The 17351-nt window shown below is 60.1% G+C and carries 19 protein-coding genes; 6 read left to right on the forward strand and 13 right to left on the reverse strand.

The window, feature by feature from the left end; genetic code table 11:
- Window positions 1-31: 31 nt before the first annotated feature.
- The gene (gene glpX, locus L7A15_RS05560; protein ID WP_237189785.1) at window positions 32-1027 is read right to left on the reverse strand and encodes a class II fructose-bisphosphatase; all 996 of its coding nucleotides are present in this window, start codon (window positions 1025-1027) and stop codon (window positions 32-34) included.
- Between the two features lie 209 nt (window positions 1028-1236).
- On the opposite strand from glpX, the gene L7A15_RS05565 reads away from it, so the two are divergent.
- On the forward strand, window positions 1237-1932 hold the full coding sequence (locus L7A15_RS05565) for a DUF4245 domain-containing protein (protein ID WP_237208183.1): 696 nt from the start codon (window positions 1237-1239) through the stop codon (window positions 1930-1932).
- Between the two features lie 99 nt (window positions 1933-2031).
- Window positions 2032-2682: a carbonic anhydrase gene (locus tag L7A15_RS05570; protein WP_237208182.1), complete on the forward strand. Its 651-nt coding sequence runs from the start codon at window positions 2032-2034 to the stop codon at window positions 2680-2682.
- Window positions 2683-2894: 212 nt separating this feature from the next.
- Here L7A15_RS05570 and L7A15_RS05575 read toward each other — a convergent pair whose 3' ends face one another.
- Window positions 2895-3323, reverse strand: coding sequence for a hypothetical protein (locus L7A15_RS05575; protein WP_237208181.1), 429 nt, complete (start codon window positions 3321-3323; stop codon window positions 2895-2897).
- Between the two features lie 189 nt (window positions 3324-3512).
- Here L7A15_RS05575 and L7A15_RS05580 point away from each other — a divergent pair, with 189 nt between their 5' ends.
- Window positions 3513-4919, forward strand: a complete 1407-nt coding sequence (locus L7A15_RS05580) for a class II fumarate hydratase (RefSeq protein WP_237189436.1) — start codon at window positions 3513-3515, stop codon at window positions 4917-4919.
- 313 nt (window positions 4920-5232) lie between these two features.
- Here the strand turns inward: L7A15_RS05580 and L7A15_RS05585 are convergent, their stop codons facing one another.
- The 4 genes from L7A15_RS05585 to L7A15_RS05600 form a co-directional block, all read right to left on the reverse strand.
- Window positions 5233-6423: an acetyl-CoA C-acyltransferase gene (locus L7A15_RS05585; RefSeq protein ID WP_237208180.1), complete on the reverse strand. Its 1191-nt coding sequence runs from the start codon at window positions 6421-6423 to the stop codon at window positions 5233-5235.
- 111 nt (window positions 6424-6534) lie between these two features.
- The gene (locus L7A15_RS05590) at window positions 6535-7023 is read right to left on the reverse strand and encodes an NUDIX hydrolase (RefSeq protein WP_237208179.1); all 489 of its coding nucleotides are present in this window, start codon (window positions 7021-7023) and stop codon (window positions 6535-6537) included.
- Between the two features lie 21 nt (window positions 7024-7044).
- On the reverse strand, window positions 7045-7578 hold the full coding sequence (locus tag L7A15_RS05595) for a prepilin peptidase (protein WP_237208178.1): 534 nt from the start codon (window positions 7576-7578) through the stop codon (window positions 7045-7047).
- 15 nt (window positions 7579-7593) lie between these two features.
- On the reverse strand, window positions 7594-8355 hold the full coding sequence (locus L7A15_RS05600; RefSeq protein WP_237189432.1) for an isoprenyl transferase: 762 nt from the start codon (window positions 8353-8355) through the stop codon (window positions 7594-7596).
- A gap of 142 nt (window positions 8356-8497) precedes the next feature.
- On the opposite strand from L7A15_RS05600, the gene trhA reads away from it, so the two are divergent.
- Window positions 8498-9235, forward strand: a complete 738-nt coding sequence (trhA, locus tag L7A15_RS05605; RefSeq protein WP_237208177.1) for a PAQR family membrane homeostasis protein TrhA — start codon at window positions 8498-8500, stop codon at window positions 9233-9235.
- Between the two features lie 75 nt (window positions 9236-9310).
- On the opposite strand, the gene L7A15_RS05610 is transcribed toward trhA, so the two are convergent.
- Together L7A15_RS05610 and mca are read right to left on the reverse strand one after the other, a co-directional pair.
- Window positions 9311-9634, reverse strand: a complete 324-nt coding sequence (locus L7A15_RS05610) for a hypothetical protein (RefSeq protein ID WP_237189430.1) — start codon at window positions 9632-9634, stop codon at window positions 9311-9313.
- Between the two features lie 102 nt (window positions 9635-9736).
- Window positions 9737-10696: a mycothiol conjugate amidase Mca gene (gene mca, locus L7A15_RS05615; protein ID WP_237200510.1), complete on the reverse strand. Its 960-nt coding sequence runs from the start codon at window positions 10694-10696 to the stop codon at window positions 9737-9739.
- A gap of 159 nt (window positions 10697-10855) precedes the next feature.
- On the opposite strand from mca, the gene L7A15_RS05620 reads away from it, so the two are divergent.
- Both L7A15_RS05620 and greA read left to right on the forward strand, forming a co-directional pair.
- Window positions 10856-11263: a DUF4307 domain-containing protein gene (locus L7A15_RS05620; RefSeq protein WP_237200509.1), complete on the forward strand. Its 408-nt coding sequence runs from the start codon at window positions 10856-10858 to the stop codon at window positions 11261-11263.
- Between the two features lie 172 nt (window positions 11264-11435).
- Window positions 11436-11930, forward strand: a complete 495-nt coding sequence (greA, locus tag L7A15_RS05625; protein WP_237189427.1) for a transcription elongation factor GreA — start codon at window positions 11436-11438, stop codon at window positions 11928-11930.
- Between the two features lie 111 nt (window positions 11931-12041).
- Here the strand turns inward: greA and ilvA are convergent, their stop codons facing one another.
- The 5 genes from ilvA to L7A15_RS05650 form a co-directional block, all read right to left on the reverse strand.
- On the reverse strand, window positions 12042-13295 hold the full coding sequence (gene ilvA / locus L7A15_RS05630) for a threonine ammonia-lyase (protein WP_237208176.1): 1254 nt from the start codon (window positions 13293-13295) through the stop codon (window positions 12042-12044).
- Between the two features lie 26 nt (window positions 13296-13321).
- The gene (locus tag L7A15_RS05635) at window positions 13322-14557 is read right to left on the reverse strand and encodes an AI-2E family transporter (protein ID WP_237200507.1); all 1236 of its coding nucleotides are present in this window, start codon (window positions 14555-14557) and stop codon (window positions 13322-13324) included.
- Between the two features lie 132 nt (window positions 14558-14689).
- Window positions 14690-15625 carry a Bax inhibitor-1/YccA family protein gene (locus tag L7A15_RS05640; protein WP_237189424.1) on the reverse strand — a complete coding sequence of 312 codons (936 nt, stop codon included), beginning with the start codon at window positions 15623-15625 and terminating at the stop codon, window positions 14690-14692.
- Window positions 15626-15734: 109 nt separating this feature from the next.
- Window positions 15735-16610, reverse strand: coding sequence for an HAD hydrolase family protein (locus L7A15_RS05645; RefSeq protein WP_237208175.1), 876 nt, complete (start codon window positions 16608-16610; stop codon window positions 15735-15737).
- Between the two features lie 158 nt (window positions 16611-16768).
- On the reverse strand, window positions 16769-17008 hold the full coding sequence (locus tag L7A15_RS05650) for a helix-turn-helix domain-containing protein (RefSeq protein WP_237208174.1): 240 nt from the start codon (window positions 17006-17008) through the stop codon (window positions 16769-16771).
- Between the last annotated feature and the right edge of the window lie 343 nt (window positions 17009-17351).

Below are 17351 nucleotides of genomic sequence, written 5' to 3' on the forward strand. Positions count from 1 at the left end.
TAGTATCCGACCCTACATCTGCTCTAGAGTTCTAGCGGTTCAGGGTTCCGGCAATCAGGGCTGAGTAGCGGGAGAGCTTGTGCTCTGCCTCAATCAGACGCACGGTGCCTGACTTAGAACGCATGACCAGGGACTGGGTGGTGACGGTGTCTCGGCCGTAGCGCACCCCGCGCAGGAGCTTACCGTCGGTAATGCCGGTGGCTGCGAAGAAGCAGTTATCGGTGGTGACCAGGTCATCGGTGGTCAGCACCGCATCCAGGTCATGGCCGGCGTCCAGGGCCTTCTGGCGCTCAGCGTCATCAATGGGGGCCAAACGCCCCTGGATCACACCGCCGGTAGCCTTAATGGCACAAGCAGCGACGATACCCTCGGGGGTACCTCCGGTACCCATCATCAGGTCCACGCCGGTACCCTCGCGGCAGGCGGCAATAGCGCCAGCGACGTCGCCGTCAAGAATCATGCGGGTGCGGGCACCGGTTGCGCGAATCTCCTCCACCAGCTTGGCGTGGCGGGGGCGGTCAAGCACGCAAACAGTCAGCTGGTTGATGTTAGTTCCCTTGGCCTTGGCCACCAGGTGCAGGTTCTGCTTGACGGGCAGGCGCAGGTCTACCAGGTCTGCTGCTTCGGGGCCAGTCACCAGCTTTTCCATGTAGAAAACAGCTGAGGGGTCGAACATGGTGCCGCCTTCAGCCACCGCAATGACGGACAGGGCGTTGTCCATGCCCAGGGCGGTCAGGCGGGTGCCGTCGATGGGGTCAACTGCAACATCGAATCGGGCACCGGTGCCGTCGCCAACCTGTTCCCCGTTGAACAGCATGGGGGCCTCATCCTTCTCGCCCTCACCGATGACCACAGTACCGTTGAACTGGACGGTCTTGAGGCGGGCCCGCATAGCATCAACTGCAGCCCCGTCCGCCATATTCTTATCGCCAGCGCCTACCAGCGGGCCGGACGCAATCGCGGCCGCTTCGGTGGCACGAACCAGTTCCAGAGCGAGGTTACGATCTTCGTTGAATTCTTCTGACATGACTCACCTTCGAGTAGTTTTTTCGATTCAGAGCGCAATGGACCGAGCTGGCCACAGCACCTACACCCACTAGATTACCCGTTCAGGCCAAGGCTTTCATGGCCCCGTGTAACATCTGTGCTCATTACTCACACTCTATGACAACAAATGTTCATGTCTCCTCCCTGCCAGGTAGCGCAGGTATGGGCATGTGTATGAAAATAGAAGGCGTGACTTCATCGAACAATCCCCAGCAGCACCCCACCGCATCTGCCCGCACTGGCGGGGCCGATGCGTCCGACTCCGACGAGCAGGTTATCCCGCAGATTACGGCCAAGCAGGCTGAGCGGATTAACGCCCCGGCCCGCAACATGGTGATTTCGATGATTGTGATGGTCCTGCTGATTTTGCCGGTGGTCTGGCTCATGCCCCAGCCTAATAAGGACCCCTACCGGCCCAGCGTCGATGTGCCCCTAATCGCTTATGAAGCCAGCAATGCTGCTGGCTACCCGGTTGCCGCCGCCCAACAGGAGGGCTGGCACTACAACTACGCCCGCTGGATTAGCGGGCAGGCCGACGGCATTGACTACTGGGAGACAGGGCAGGTCACCCCCTCGAATAAATTCCTGGAGATCATTCAGGCCCGTGAGTCTAACGCCACCTGGATTGCCCAAAAGACCGGTAATGCGGTGCCTGAAGCCTCGGTGAATGTGGGGGGCCTGCAGTGGGAGGTCCGCACCCTGGTTGATCCTGACGATAAGGAAAAAATCACCACCTTCTATATCGGGGAGGTGGACGGCACCACCCTGCTGGTGAAGGGGGACGCGGAGCCGTCCGAGTACCAGGCCCTGATTGAGGCGACGATCGCCTACATGCGGGGGCCCCAGCCGACGGCTGCCCCCACCTCGTCAACCGGCATTAAGTAGGTTGGCCCCAAGCACCCCACCCGAAATGTAAGTTTGCTTACACACTTCTTGGGTGGGGTGCTTGCTATCGTTTTGCCTAGATACGGCGAAAGGAAGATCGTGAGCACCATCGAAACCCCGCTCCAGGCCTGGGAGCGTCTTGTGGAGGGCAATACCCGTTTTGTGGAGGGCAACCGGTCCCACCCCAACCAGGACGCCGCCCGTCGCGCTGAGCTCGTCTCTGGCCAACACCCTTTCGCCGCCATTTTTGGGTGCGGGGATTCCCGCCTGGCTGCTGAAATTATTTTTGATCTCGGCTTGGGTGACGCCTTTGTGGTGCGGACGGCCGGGCAGGTGCTGGACGACGCGGTTCTCGGCTCCCTGGAGTATGCGAGTGGGGCCCTGAATACCCCGCTGATTATGGTGTTGGGCCATGACTCCTGCGGCGCGATTACGGCTACCCAGAAGGCCCTGGTGGAGGGTGAAATGCCCGGCGGGTTTATCCGTAACCTGGTGGAGGGTATTTTGCCGTCGGTGATTTCCCCGGCCCTGCCCGAGGGGGCCACCATCAACGATATGGTGGTGGAGCATACCCGTCAGACTGCGGCCCGGATTGCTGAGCAGTCGGGCATTATTCGTCAGCGTATTGAGGACGGCTCCCTGGCCGTCATTGGCGTTTTCTACCACCTGGCCGACGGCAAGGCCGACCTGGTCTACTCTTCCTCCCCCGAGATTACGGACGGCGGGTTCGGCCTCCCCACTAGGGCATAAATTTCCGCTGCCTGAAGAACCAGAACCAAGATCCTGGGGAGACTACCTGGTACCACCAACTATCGGGGGAAAAAACTACTACGGCCCCTGAACAGCTACTCTATCTGTTGCCTCATGAAGTGAAACTGCAACACATATTACCGAGAGGCTAACGTCTTAGAGATATAGAAAGCTCAGCTTTCCCTCTTTATCCCCCACAATCCTTTAATGGCTTATTCTCCGAAGCTAAAATCAAGACCCTCTGCTTGGCTCGCGATAGAAGGAACATTGTCACCATCCGGGTGTTCAGATAACAGCTTCAAAAAATTTTTGAAGGAATCAATATCCACATTTTGGTGAGAATTCCAGAAATTAACAAGAGCAGTTGCGGCGAGCTCTATTGAACCAGGTATATCGACAAGAGCAAGGAGATAGTTCTCTACAAGGTACTCAACCTTAATGGAGGGTGTATCTTGCGGCAAAATTTTAACAATGTTTTGGATGAACCCACTCATTCTTAGAGCGTTATCCTGCTTCCACTCATAAGGTTCTCCAAGCCACTCAGGCCCAGAAAATTGAGAGAATAATGATTTTGCTAGCTCGTATTCGCCTTGTTCGAGAGAATCAATAGCAGATTTTAGTTCATTAATTTCCATCAGCATTTTCCTCTACTCTCATCAGCCCAACTACCACTCATGTAGGCACCAGTCTAAGCGATAGCGTTACCAGGATCTTCATACCTCAAGCTGACTGCCCTGCACTTGGTTACCTATCCCCATCAACAATTGATAGGCCGTCATCTTCTGGCTCCAATGCGACAGCCGTCACGGCGGCGTATTAGACTAGGGAGTATGGCTGAAAACACTGAATACCGCATTGAACACGACACCATGGGTGAGGTCCGCGTACCGGTTAACGCCCTCTACCGTGCCCAGACCCAGCGTGCCGTTGAAAACTTCCCCATCTCAGGCCAGACACTGGAGTCTGCCCACATCCGCGCCCTGGCCCTCATCAAGAAGGCAGCAGCGAGCGCCAACGAAGAGCTAGGCGTCCTGGATGCAACCCGCGCCGCCGCTATCCGCGACGCCGCAGATAAGGTTGCTGCCGGTGACTACGATGAGCACTTCCCCATCGACGTCTTCCAGACCGGTTCCGGTACCTCCTCCAACATGAACACCAACGAGGTGCTGGCAACCCTGGCCAACAAGGCCCTGGAGGGCCAGGATGTCGAGGTCCACCCCAACGACCATGTGAATGCCTCCCAGTCCTCCAACGACGTCTTCCCCACCTCCGTGCATGTGGCCGCTACCGAGGCCCTGCTCAAGGACCTGGTTCCGGCCCTGGAATACCTGGCTGAGTCCCTGGAGCGTAAGGCGGTTGAGTTCAAGGACGTCGTCAAGTCCGGCCGCACCCACCTGATGGACGCCACCCCCGTCACCCTGGGCCAGGAGTTCTCCGGCTACGCAGCCCAGGTCCGCTACGGGGTTGAGCGTATCCACGCCTCCCTGCCCCGCGTCGCCGAGGTCCCCCTGGGCGGTACCGCCGTGGGCACCGGCATTAACACCCCCGACGGCTTCTCCGCCCGCGTCATCGAACTGCTGGCTGAAGAAACCGGCCTGCCCCTGACCGAGGCCCGCAACCACTTTGAGGCCCAGGCCAACCGTGACGGCCTGATCGAGGCCTCCGGCCAGCTGCGCAATATCGCCTACTCCTTCATGAAGATCAACAACGATATTCGCTGGATGGGTTCAGGCCCCAACACCGGCCTGGGCGAGCTGCACATCCCCGACCTGCAGCCCGGTTCCTCCATCATGCCAGGTAAGGTCAACCCCGTCATCTGTGAAGCAGCCATTATGGTCTGCGCCCAGGTTATCGGTAACGACACCACCATCGCCCTGTCCTCCACCAACGGTGCCTTCGAGCTGAACGTGGGTATCCCCGTTATGGCCGCCAACCTGCTGCAGTCCATCCGCCTGCTGGCCAACACCTCCCGCGTCATGGCCGACAAGATGATTGACGGCCTAGAAGCCAACGTAGAGCGTGCCCGCTTCCTGGCTGAGGCCTCCCCCTCAACCGTCACCCCCATGAACAAGCTGATCGGCTACGAGGCCGCAGCCAAGATTGCCAAGTACTCGGTGGCTAACAAGACCACCGTGCGCGAAGCCGTCATCGCCCTGGGTTACGTTGAGCGCGGTGAAGTCACCGAGGCCCAGCTGGATGAGGCCCTGGACGTCACCAAGATGCTGGGTAACTTCTAAGCCCTAGCCTTCTGGTGTCAGCGGTGGGTTCCCTCTGTGGAGGGAGCCCACCGTTTGTGTATGGCCTTTCTAGAACTGGTAAGCATACTCACGGCCTCTGGTGATGGGGCAGACAGGAAACCCTCTAGGCAGGCCCTGCCCCGGGGGCTAGGCTGAAAGTACAGACACGTCCCGTGTTTGGCCGGTTTGTAGACTTGCCCAGGTGCCCCGGTTTGTGGTTCGCCGGGTCGCCGTGCGGCAGGGAGAAGGCCCCCGATACTCCTATCGGGGGCCTTATCTCGCCTTGGTGGGGAAAGCCCCTACCGGCTGGTGCTTAGGCAGGGCCCAAGATCAGGGCGTCGCCCTGGCCGCCGCCGCCGCAGAGGGAGATAGCGGCGTAGCGGGCGCCGTCCTGCCGGTTGATGGTGTGGGCGGCGTGGACGGTCAGCCGGGCCCCGGAGGCCCCTACCGGGTGGCCCAGGGCGATAGCGCCCCCGTGGGGGTTGACCTTCTTTGGGTCCAGGCCGAGCTCGCGGGTGGAGACAGCTGAGACAGCCGCAAAGGCCTCATTGATTTCGATATGGTCGAGGTCGGCGGCGGTGAGCCCGGCCCTCTCGAGGGCGGCGGCGATAGCGCGGGAGGGCTGGTAGTGCAGGACGTTCTCAGGCCCGGCGGTATTGGCCCAGGCCAGGACGGTGGCCAGGGGCTTGATTCCCTGACTTTCAGCGAACTGGCGGGTTGAGAGCACCAGGGCGGCTGCCCCGTCTGAGAGCGGGGAGGCGTTGCCAGCGGTGATGGTGCCCTCCGGGTCAAAGGCCGGGGGGAGCTTGGCGAGTACCTCGGCGGTCGTGCCCTCGCGTACCCCCTCGTCGGCGGTTACCTCGGTGACGGCCCCCTTGCGTCCTGCAACCTGGACGGGGGCGATTTCAGCATCAAAGAGCCCGGCGGCAGCTGCGGCGGCTGCCCGCTGGTGGGAGGCGGCTGCGATCTCGTCCTGGACCTGGCGGGTGACTCCGAAGTCGGCGTTGCTGGTTTCGGTCAGAACGCCCATGGAGAAGCCGCCCTGGGCGTCGGTAAGGGCATCGCGTTCTACAGAGTCGAGGACGCGGGCGGCCCCGTAGACTCTACCGGTGCGGAAGTCGGGGAGCAGGAAGGGGGCGCGGGACATGGATTCCTGCCCGCCAGCCACAGCCACCTGGACCTCACCGGCGCGAATGAGGCGGGCGGCATCAATGACGGCGCGGAGGCCAGAGAGGCAGACGCTATTGACGGTCAGGGCCGGGACGCGGACGGGAATCCCGGCAGCGCGGGCGGTTTGCTTGGCGGGGTTCTGCCCGGCCCCAGCCTGGACCACCTGGCCAAAGATAACTGCCTCAACCTGTTCTGGGCTGACGGTGGCGTCGGCTAGGGCCTTGGCGAGGGCTGTTGCCCCAAGTTCTACAGCGGTGAGGGAGGAGACTGCCCCCATGATTTTCCCCTGGGGGGTGCGGGCGGCTCCGATAATGACTACGTCGTTGGGGTGCATAGGCTTTCTCTCGTCCTTGAGGGCGGGCTGGTGCCCGCGGTGAGCTTCCTCCCCAGCATAAAACCCCTGTGTCTCACGGCACAAGGGTTGAATGGTTTGTTACTCCTGCAGTTATTCCTGCACGGATTCGAGGCCGAACCGGGCCCCGTCCTTCCAGTGGAGGGCGGCCTCGATGCGGTCGAGCATGCGGTCGCTGCAGTAGGCGGGCAGGTCGGCAACGGGCACCCAGGCGACCTGGCTGGATTCCTCGTCGTTGACCCTGGCCTGGCCTGAGATGTAGCGGCAGTAGAAGGTGTGGTCTAAGAACTGGCAGCGGTCCCCGTTGCTGAAGGTCATGGGCGGATCTACCTTGAGTTGGGCGAAAGCTACCACCTCGATGACCACACCGGCCTCTTCTTCGGCTTCCCGCAGGCAGGTGAGGGCCGGGTTTTCGCCGGGGTCGACGATCCCGGTAATGGGGGTCCAGGCGCCGGTGTCGCTCCGGCGCACCAGGAGGATATCGCCGTCCTCCCGCTGCACCACAGCGGTTGCCCCTGACAGCCAGAGCAGGTCATGGCCGATTTTTGCCCGGAGGTCAGTAATGAAGGACGGCGTAGGCACAGGTAAGCCCCTTTCAGGTAGTTAGGCGGGGAGCAGCAGGGCAATGGTGGTGCCCAGCAGCATAAAAGGCCCGAAGGCAATATGGGTGTTGAAACGAGCCCGGCGGGTGAGGACCAAGCCAAGGGCTGTGAGACCACCGGTTAGGAAAATCAGGAGATTACCCCAGAGGAGGTTCACGGGGGAGATAAAGCCCAGCAGCATCCCCAGGACCCCCGCCAGTTTGACGTCCCCGAATCCCAAAGCGCCCCGGGAGGCCGCCCTCATGATCCAGTAAAAGCCCAGCATAAGCACGGAACAGTAGGCTGTCTCGCGGGCGTGGACGAAGCTGTCATCGCTTGCCAGGAGCATGACCCCCAGCAGGGGCAGGCCCAGCAGGGGGTACATGGGCAACACAATCCGGTCAGGCAGGCGGTGCTCCCGCACGTCAATCCGCCACAGGCGCACCGCACACACCAGGTAGTAGACCACCACCCAGCCCAGCAACCCGGCTGCCAGGGCAGCCTGCCAGCTGCCCGCGCGTCCGTCCTGAATCAGGGAAAGAAACTGCCCCAGCACACGCTCCCCCTTGGCCTAGGAGCCGAAACGACGCTGGCGGTTGGCGTAGTCACGCAGGGCCCGCAGGAAATCCACCCGGCGGAAGTCCGGCCAGAGGGCCTCACAGAAGTAGAACTCAGAATAGGCAGACTGCCAGGTCATAAACCCAGACAGCCGTTGCTCCCCCGAGGTGCGAATCAGAAGGTCAGGATCGGGCATGCCGCTGGTGTAGAGGTGGCGGGAAATGTCGTCGCTGGTAAGTTTTTCAGCCAGTTCATCCAAACCAAGGCCGGTAGATGCAGCCTCGCGCAGGAGGTTTCGAACAGCGTCCGTAATTTCCTGACGACCCCCGTACCCTACCGCAATATTGACCTGCAGACCCTCCACTGAATCTGTTGCAGCCATAGCCTTCTCGAAGGCCCGGCGTAGCCCCTCGGGTAGGGACTCCAACTGCCCCACCGCCCGGATCTTCCCAATCCCGGTCTCAGCCAGCTGGCCCACAAAACCCTCAATGACCTCAACCAGGTCAAGGAGCTCCCCGCTGGAACGCTTGAGGTTCTCAGTGGACAGCATATAGAGGGTGACCATGGGGATTTTCATCTCGGTACACCAGCCCAAGAATTCAATAATGCGGGCAGCTCCGGCCTGGTGGCCGTGCTTGGTGCTCTCCCCCAGCTGGGCAGCCCAGCGCCGGTTGCCGTCGACCAGCACCCCAATATGCTGGGGTAATTTCTCCGTAGGGATCCCAGAGACCAGCGAACGCTCATACACCGTGTAGAGGGGCTGGGGCAGTTTCATGGGCTGGCTCCTTGGGTCGCCGAAGGTGGGCAGGGTCGGCTCTATTCTACCGCGCCAGGCCCCCAGCTGTGAGGGGCTGGTCGGTAGTCATGACGAGGGGTGACCCTACCAAAACATTATTTGAACTGCCATACTAAATAATATGAGCGCTTCGAACCACACCTCCGGCCCGTCCACAGACTCCCCTGAATCACACGGCCTGTGGGACCGCCTCACCGACGTCCAACAGGAAGTCATAGAGTTCTACCGCCTCAACGGCAAGCCCCTGCTGCGCGGCTGGATTCATGCCGGTTTCGCCCCGGTGGCTTTTATCGCCGGCCTTGTTCTCATTGCCCTCTCAGGCGGCGGGGCGACCGGGGTTGCCTGCGCCATTTTCGCCCTGACCGGGGTGCTCCTTTTTGGGGTGTCAGGCATGTACCACCGGGGGTTTTGGCCCGCCAAGACCCGCATGGTCCTCAAACGGCTAGACCACGCCAACATCACCCTGCTCATTGCAGGCACCTACACCCCGGTAGCCCTCACCATGCTAGAGGACCCCAGCCGCTCCATCATGCTCTGGACCATTTGGGGCTGCGCCATCTCCGTTACCCTCTTCCGGGTCTTCTGGACGGGCGCCCCGCGCTGGCTCTACACCCCCCTCTATGTGGTGATGGGCCTTATCGCGGTCTTCTTCATGGGCGAGCTCTGGCAGGCCTCCAAAGTAGCCACCATCCTGATCGCCACCGGAGGCCTCACCTACATTGTGGGAGCCGTCTTCTACGGCACCAAACGCCCGGCCATAGCCCCCCAGGTTTTCGGCTTCCACGAGCTCTTTCACGCCTTCACAGTTGCTGGTTTCATTCAGCACTATATCGCGGTCATGTTCGCCATTTTCCTGTAAACCTACCGGCCCAATAAGGCAAAGGACGCACCCGCGCAAGGCGGGGGCGTCCTTTATTCTGGCCTTGGTGAACCTTTAGTGGGGGCGGCGCAGGTGGTCCTGGGCAACCTCCGCTTCAACGCGGACGGAAGCTGCGGCAGGTTCCTTCCCAGCAGCCGCTAGGGCGGCAGCCCGCTCCTCAGCTTCTCGGGCAATCGCATACTCGCTGCGGTAGCGCAGGCGGCGGGCCCGGCGGGTCAGGTCAAGGCCCAGCAGGACAATAAAAATACCCAGAATGAAGGTAATAATGAAGCCGACGATACCCGGAGAGCCACGGAAGGAGCCGTCCGGATTCACCGTTGTAATCACGGTGGGAGTGGCCTCGGCTGCGAGCAAGGTGAGCTGGCTGAGTGCTGACACGGTGGAGTCCTCTAGGGTTGTCTTCGTCGGTATGGGGTTCTACCCCCGCACCCCATTCTACTGGCAACCAGGGGCCAGCGCTGGGGGTAGGGCCCGGCCCGGTTACTTGCTGTAGTCGATACCGGTTGCGAAGCAGGTCTCAGGTAGTTCAGTGCGGACGCGGGAGTGGGCCAGCACGTAGTCCTCAAAGGGCCAGATGTCCCGCTGAGCTGCCGGTGACACGGCAAAGAAAAGGGAATCAGGGGCCACCTGCGAGGCGTGGGCCCTAAGCGCCTCATCCCGCTTCTCAAAGAACTCACCAGAGCTAATGCGGGTTGTGGTCTGGTGGCGGGATACCGGCGGGCGGTGGCCCTCAGCGTCCTCTTCCAGGGACATCGCAACCCACCGGGCGAAGGGGGACTCCAACCCGGCAGCTTCAAGGTGGTGGTGGAAGGCACTCATACGGTCCATGTTGAAGGCCCGGTCATAGTAAATCTTGGAGACAGTCCAAGGCTCCCCAGCCCCCGGGTAGGCGTCAGCGTCCCCAGCCTTTTCAAAGGCCTCCATGGAGACCCGGTGGGTCATGATGTGGTCAGGGTGGGGGTAGCCGCCAATTTCGTCGTAGGTCAAAATGACGTGAGGCTTGAAATCCCGCACCAGACGAATCAGCGGGGCCGCTGCGGTTTCCAGCGGCAGGGTCGCAAAAGCCCCAAAAGGAAGCGGCGGCAGGGGGTCCCCCTCAGGCAGGCCAGAGTCGGTGAAGCCAATCCAGCGGTGTTCAATACCCAGGATCTCAGCAGCCTGAGCCATCTCCTGACGACGAACCCCCGGCAGGTCCCGGTGGGCTGCCGGGTTAGAGTTCACCGCCTCATTCAGGATGTCCCCTCGTTCCCCGCCTGTCATCGAGGCCACCATGACGCGGGCCCCACGGCTCACGTAAGCGGCCATGCTTGAGGCCCCCTTGGACGATTCGTCGTCAGGGTGGGCGTGCACAGCCAGAATCCGGAGGCCACTGTAGTCGTCGTTGAGCGGGGCAAGGAGGGCAGGATCGTAACCAGGGGCTGAGGTTGCAGGGGCGCTCATACGTTCTTCCGTTCAACTGCTGGGGCTCGGATAAGCCCGGGCTGATTTATAGGGGGCAAGGGGGTAAGGTTAGGGTAGTGCCCCCAGATAGCTCTACCTATTCTACCGGCAGCCCGGAGGGCTCACAGAGCCCGTGTTACCTCAGATGAAAGGAGTGGGATGGCTACTGATATCCACGCCCGGTACGGAACAGTCCGGCAGCCCCGTCCCGTGCCCAAGGGGTTCTGGTACGCCCTGACCCTCCTTGCCGTGATGGTGGGTGTAGCCTTCGTCGGCTGGGTTCAACTGTCCCGGGCCGACCAGCCCATCGGCCGCGACGTCGGCTTTGACCTGACAAGCAAGGACGAAGCCTCCATCACCTTCGAGGTCGCTAAGAACCCCCAAGACACCGCCGTCTGCGCCGTGAAAGCCCTCAACACTGCTGGGGCCCCTGTTGGCTGGAAGGAAGTCTCGGTCGGCCCCTACGCTGATGAGCAGGGCAACGGTGTTTCTGTGCAGAGCACCACCCTGCGCCTTCTCGGTGAGGCAACGACAGTTACCGTCGATACCTGCTGGAAAGTCAAGTAAACCGGTTTCTCTTCCGGGTGAAGATCGCAGCAGGACCCTACCTGTAGGTTAGACTAGGCACAATGTTCTGATGCGGCACAGGCGGGACTCCCCCCGCCCTCTGCCGCTTTTCCCCTCACACCGCGCCCCGGCTGATCCGGCGGCCCGGCAACACCTGAATGGAGTACAACATATGGCTGAAGGCGCTTGGCTGACTCAGGAAGCCTACAACAAGCTGAAGGAAGAGCTGGAGTACCTCTCTGGGCCCTACCGTCAGGAAATCGTTGACCGTATCTCTGCCGCCCGCGATGAGGGCGACCTCAAGGAGAACGGCGGCTACCACGCTGCCCGCGAGGAGCAGGGTAAGAACGAAGGCCGCATTGCCCAGCTGAAGCACCTGCTGGAAACCGCTGTCGTCTCTGACAAGCCCGTTGCCGACGACGGCGTGGTGGAGTCCGGCATGGTTGTTGAGGCTGAGATCATGGGCAAGACCATGACCTTCCTGCTGGGGTCCCGTGAGGTTGCTGATACCCTGACCGGTGGCACCGACCTGCAGGTCTTCTCTGAAAAGTCCCCCATGGGTTCAGCTATCTATGGCCACAAGGTGGGTGACGAGCTCTCCTACGAGGCCCCCAACGGCAAGCAGATTCCCGTCAAGATCATCTCTGCCAAGCCCTTCCAGGGCTAATCCCTGAACCAGCTGCTGGGCAGAATAAGGTGAGCCCGGCCGTCCTTCCCCTTCTCGTGGGGCAGGACGGCCGGGCTCTTCCTATGAGCGCTCAGGCGGGCGGTTCAGGCCCTAGACGACCATGGGCTTGTAGCCTTCAGCCTCCAGGGCTGCAATGACCTGCTTGCAGTGCTCAACGCCCTTGGTTTCCATGTCGATGGTGATGGAAACATCGCCCATGGATAGGGCTCCGCCGACGCGGGTGTGATCGACGCCGGTGACGTTGGCGTCGCACTCTGAGATGATGCGGGAGATAGTGGTCAGCTCACCGGGGCGGTCATTGAGCATGAGCTTGATGGTCATGTACCGGCCGGCTGCTGACAGGCCTCGCTGGATAACCTTGAGCATGAGCATGGGGTCGATGTTTCCGCCCGAGAGCAGGCAGACGGTGGTGCCCAAATCGCCGTACTTGTCCTTCAGGGTACCGCTCATCAGTGCCGCTACCGAGACCGACCCTGCCGGTTCGACGACCAGCTTGTTGCGTTCCATCAGGAAAATGAGGGCCCGGGCGATTTCGTCCTCAGAGACGGTGTGGACGTCGTCCACCAGGGACTTGATGATGGTGAAGGGCAGCTGGCCGGGGCGGCCCACCGCAATACCGTCAGCAATGGTTGAAACCTTTTTGAGGGGGACGAGGGCGTCAGCAGCCAAGGAGGGCGGGTAGGCGGCAGCGTGTTCGGCCTGGACCCCGATGATGCGGATTTTCTTGCCGAGCTGCTTCTCCTTCTCGCGGACGGCGATGGACAGGCCAGCGAGCAGGCCGCCACCACCGACACCCACCAGGATGGTGTCTACGTCCGGGACCTGCTCCAGGACTTCGAGGCCCAGGGTGCCTTGGCCCGCAATGATGTCTTCATTATCGAAGGGATGCACAAAGACAGCACTGGTTTCCTCAGCGTATCGTTTGGCCTCAGCCAGGGCCTCATCCACATTCACCCCGTGGAGTACAACCTCCGCCCCGTGGCTGCGGGTCGCTGCAATCTTGGGCAGGGCAGCGCCCTGGGGCATGTAGATACGCGCTGAAATGCCCAGGCGGGAAGCCGCTAGGGCAACACCCTGGGCGTGGTTACCCGCCGATGCTGCCACCACGCCCACAGCTTTCTCAGCTTCGGTCAGCTTAGCCATACGCACGTAGGCGCCGCGCACCTTGAAGGAACCCGATCGCTGGAGGTTTTCGCACTTGAGGTAAACCTCGGAACCAACCTGCTCGCTCAACGCGCGGGAGTGGGCCACGGGGGTGCGTTCAATGACGCCGTCAAGGAGACGGGCAGCCTCTTCAATATCGCCCAGAGTAACGGGCAGCTGGGGGGTGGTGCTTACTTCCACTGACCTAACCTTTGGTGTGTAGTGACTTAGAGTTTTGCGCCGTCGTTGATAGCTTCACGGGCGTCCTCATCAGCCTGGTCGGCTTCCTTGATGCGGTTGAGACGTTCCTTGACCTTTTCAGCGATAGCTTTACGTTCTAGTCTCTTCTTTTCGTGGGGGTAGAGGAATTCCTCGTCCCGAATATCGGAATCGTCCTCCCATTCGCGGCCTGCCAGATAGCGGATGACGGTGTTGGCAACGGCCAGAACCGGCACGGCGAAGAGGGCACCGATAATGCCGAAGAGCATGGAACCGGCCAGCACAGCGACCACAACGGCCAGGGGGTGCAGGGCAACAGCCTTACCCATGACCAGCGGCTGGAGGATATTGGATTCAATCTGCTGGACGATCAGCACCATGGCAAGCATGATCAGGGCGTTAACCAGGCCGTTAGCGACCAGGGCCAGCAGGACGGCGATAACACCGGTCAGGAGGGCACCGACCACCGGGACGAAGGAGCCCAGGAAGACCAGGACGCCCAGGGGCATGGCCAGGGGCACGCCCAGGAAGAAGGCGGAGAGGCCGATACCGACGGCGTCCACAGCGGCCACGAAGACCTGCACACGGACGTAGGAGACCAGGGACTTCCAGCCCCGGCGGCCAGCCCCGTTGACGGCGCGGCGGGCGTCGCGGGGGAAGAGCTTGACGATGAAGAGCCAAATCTTCTCGCCCTCCATGAGGAAGAAGATCAGGGTGAACAGGACGATAATGGTACCGGTTCCGATGTCAGCTGCGGTTGATCCGACGGAGGCAACACCGTTCAGGATGCTGGAGGAGTTGTTCTGCAGGGTCCCTATCAGCTGGCTGATGTACTGGTCAATCTTGTCAGCGCCCAAGTCAATGGGCAGGTTGTTGAGCATGGCAACAAGCTGATTCCAGCCTTCAACGACCTGGTCGGAGAGGGAGGAGAAGCCGCCGGTCAACTGCTGGCCGACCATGGCCAGCAGGCCGACGATGCCACCAACGAGACCAATTTCGGTGACGGCCGTTGCAATTCCGGCATGAATCCGGTTTTTCCGGAGGAAGTACACCACCGGGGACATCAGGCCGGCCAGGAGGGCCGCGATCATAATCGAGATAACGATCAGGGAAATCTTGGCCAGCATCCAGTAGAGGGCTGCGATTACGATACCGACGATAGCGAAACGCCATGCCCAGGCCGCTGCAATCTGCAGGGCGAAGGGGACCTGGCGGTCGCTCGTTGAGGAGGGGGTGGAACTCATAGTTTTATCTTCCCATGTTTCCTTGGAGGGTGGGGGTACTTTGCCCAGGTACTAGACCGGGCTTGAACGGGGAAGAGGGGCAGAGCCCAAAGCGGGTTCTGCCCCTCGACGTCATGCAGAAGGTGACCTGGTTTAGTCGTCTGCCAGAGCGCGTAGGTAGTAGAAGACGCGCAGGATCTCAATGTAGAGCCAGACCAGGGAGACAATTAGGCCGAAAGCGATGCGCCAGGATTCACGCTCGGGGAAGCCAGCCTGGATAGCTTCTGAGGCGTGGGTGAAGTCCAGCAGCAGGGAGTAGGTTGCCATCAGGACGGCAAACAGGCCGATGATTAGGCCCAAGGGAATGCCCATCACTTCAAAGCTACGCATGTTGGTCTCGAAGAAGAGTGAGCTGACCAGGTTAATCATGCAGAAAATAAAGTAGGCGGTAGCCGCTACGATGAAGAAGCGGGTCATCTTCGCAGTGGCCCGGATTTTCCCTGAGCTATACAGGGCCAAAATGGTTGCAAAGACAACGAGGGTCGCCATCACAGCCTGAACGACCAAGCCGGGGTACTGGGCCTCGAACATGCGGGAGATACCGCCAACGAGCAGGCCCTCCATGACAGAGTAGACCATCACCAGGGCAGGTGAGACCTTCTTCTTCAAGGAGTTCACGATACCCAGCACCAGGCCGCCGATCATGCCAACAAACATGAGGATCGGGGCGTACCAGGCCACGACAGCACCAACAACGACCAAGCCCAGGTTGAGGGCGGTCTTGACGATGATGTCGTTGATAGTAATACGGTTGGTATCAGCAGGGGTGGCCGTACCGTAGTTGTACATGTCGTTCAACTGGCCAGCTGATACCTGCTGGTCCTGGTAGCTGTAGGGGGCCTGCTGGGTGTAGCTACCCTGCTGGTAGGTCCCGTAGGGGTTCTGGGCCTGCTGGCCGTAAGGATTCTGGGTGTATTGACCAGGCTGGCCGTAGGGGTTGGCGGTGGTAGTGCCGCCAGCGCCGAACTGCCCAAAGCGGGGGTCGCCGGCCGGCTTGATCATGTTGTTAATCAGGGGGTTACCTGCCACGGCTTGTATCTCCTAGGGGTTCTAGTCGTGGAAATCTCTTCATCTACCCTATCGGAAACGACAGGGTTTGTGGACATATTTTTCTCTGGGCGTTAAGCACACTTACTGACTAGCTGGTGAGCTCAGCCGCCAAAAAGGCAAGCACAGCCCCCTCCTGATTGGACCCAATCGTCATATCAGTAAAAGGAGCCAGCAAGGGATCAGAATGCTCCATAGCAATAGCCCTAGCAGCAAACTGGAACATCTCCACGTCATTACCAGAATCACCGATAGCCGTCGTCTCAGCCTCGTCAACCCCAAGGTGCCGAGCCAACCAGGCCACACCATGGCCCTTATGGTTACCCTCAATAATCACGTCAATTGCCCCAAACCCGCTAGAGGTCGCCGTCAGCCCCGACGGCAAGGCGTCCTTGATCGCCTCAACCATACCGTTGATATCGCTACCCGGCTCAGCGTTCAAGGCAATCTTCACCACCGTATCGGTAACCGTCGAAAGATCCTCGACCCCCTCAACCTGCGGGTAGAAAGGACGAATAGCCGCCAACGGGTCCTGCTCATACCCAGGCACCTCAAAACCAGCCGCCGTAATCTGCCGGTACACCCGATCCGCCATCATGGCCAGACGCCCCTGCGGCACATAGGAATTATGACGACAAGAAACAATAATCCCTAACTCAGGGAACCCCTCCAAAATCTTCAAGGTCTGGGCAACCTGCTCATCGCTAAAAGACCACAGGGCAAGGTCCTCTCCCCCATGGTGAATAATCGCCCCATTCTCACACACAAAATACAGGCGCTCATGGTTCTCAAACCCCGCCAAATACTGCTGGGCCTTCGGCAACTGATTACCCGTAGCAACCACCAAATACGAACCACGCTCAGCCAGCAGGCCCAAAACCCTGCTCATAGCAGCCCGGTCAAACTCCTTCGCATCATCCAGCAAAGTACCATCAAGATCAACAGCATAAAGGTGAGGTGTTTCCATGCACCCTAGTCTATCGAAAACCTTGGGGGCCACAGCTACTGCCACCGCGGCGTCCTTGCTTCACAGCTAGAATTCCACCCCACTCATTTTCTCTTACCCCTACGAATTATCCCGGGGTCAAGAGAAAAAGAATGGGGTGAACACAAACGGTACCCAGCTTACGACTCATCAACACTCAGCAAGTCGCCCGGTGTGCACTCCAAAACCTCACATATGGCAAGGAGAGTACTAAACCGTATAGCTTTTGCGCGGTTGTTTTTGAGTTTGGAGAGATTAGCAACTGTCACCCCAACCCGGTCAGATAGCTCAAGCAGCGTCATAGAACGCTGCTCTAGCACAACGCCCAGGTTGCAATGGATATACTTTCCGCTACTTTCATTTGAGTCAGACAAGGTCATCAATCTCTTTCTGAAGCTCAACAGCCTGCCGAATAGACCGCTGCAGAACGTACAGCATTGCAAGCAACAGGAAGATGAGAACCATGACTGAAGTATTGGTAAGCAAGCCGCCACTCCACTGGTCATCCAAGCCAAGGCGGTGTGCCAGGAAGTTATTACCCATATCTTCAACCCCGCTGCCAACTAGCCAACCGAGCACTGCAAAAGCTACAGGGACTGTCAGATTAACGGTGTAAACCCACAACAAATCTAGCGACCAGCCACCTGCGGCAACCGATCACCAAAAACAATAGCAAAAGCATTCAACGCCGGCTTCCACCGAGTCATCCACCGCCGAGCACCA

The sequence above is a fragment of the Rothia nasimurium genome, assembly GCF_928391935.1.
GTDB classification, from domain to species: Bacteria; Actinomycetota; Actinomycetes; order Actinomycetales; family Micrococcaceae; genus Rothia; species Rothia nasimurium_D.

What these genes read in the sequence shown, in the direction of transcription:
- L7A15_RS05575 (WP_237208181.1), bottom strand. Translation starts at nt 3,323, where the DNA reads ATGCTGATGGAAATTAATGAACTAAAATCTGCTATTGATTCTCTCGAA.
- L7A15_RS05650 (WP_237208174.1), bottom strand. Translation starts at nt 17,008, where the DNA reads ATGACCTTGTCTGACTCAAATGAAAGTAGCGGAAAGTATATCCATTGC.
- L7A15_RS05635 (WP_237200507.1), bottom strand. Translation starts at nt 14,557, where the DNA reads ATGAGTTCCACCCCCTCCTCAACGAGCGACCGCCAGGTCCCCTTCGCC.
- glpX (WP_237189785.1), bottom strand. Translation starts at nt 1,027, where the DNA reads ATGTCAGAAGAATTCAACGAAGATCGTAACCTCGCTCTGGAACTGGTT.
- L7A15_RS05600 (WP_237189432.1), bottom strand. Translation starts at nt 8,355, where the DNA reads ATGAAACTGCCCCAGCCCCTCTACACGGTGTATGAGCGTTCGCTGGTC.
- L7A15_RS05645 (WP_237208175.1), bottom strand. Translation starts at nt 16,610, where the DNA reads ATGGAAACACCTCACCTTTATGCTGTTGATCTTGATGGTACTTTGCTG.
- L7A15_RS05620 (WP_237200509.1), top strand. Translation starts at nt 10,856, where the DNA reads ATGGCTACTGATATCCACGCCCGGTACGGAACAGTCCGGCAGCCCCGT.
- L7A15_RS05585 (WP_237208180.1), bottom strand. Translation starts at nt 6,423, where the DNA reads ATGCACCCCAACGACGTAGTCATTATCGGAGCCGCCCGCACCCCCCAG.
- mca (WP_237200510.1), bottom strand. Translation starts at nt 10,696, where the DNA reads ATGAGCGCCCCTGCAACCTCAGCCCCTGGTTACGATCCTGCCCTCCTT.
- greA (WP_237189427.1), top strand. Translation starts at nt 11,436, where the DNA reads ATGGCTGAAGGCGCTTGGCTGACTCAGGAAGCCTACAACAAGCTGAAG.
- trhA (WP_237208177.1), top strand. Translation starts at nt 8,498, where the DNA reads ATGAGCGCTTCGAACCACACCTCCGGCCCGTCCACAGACTCCCCTGAA.
- L7A15_RS05580 (WP_237189436.1), top strand. Translation starts at nt 3,513, where the DNA reads ATGGCTGAAAACACTGAATACCGCATTGAACACGACACCATGGGTGAG.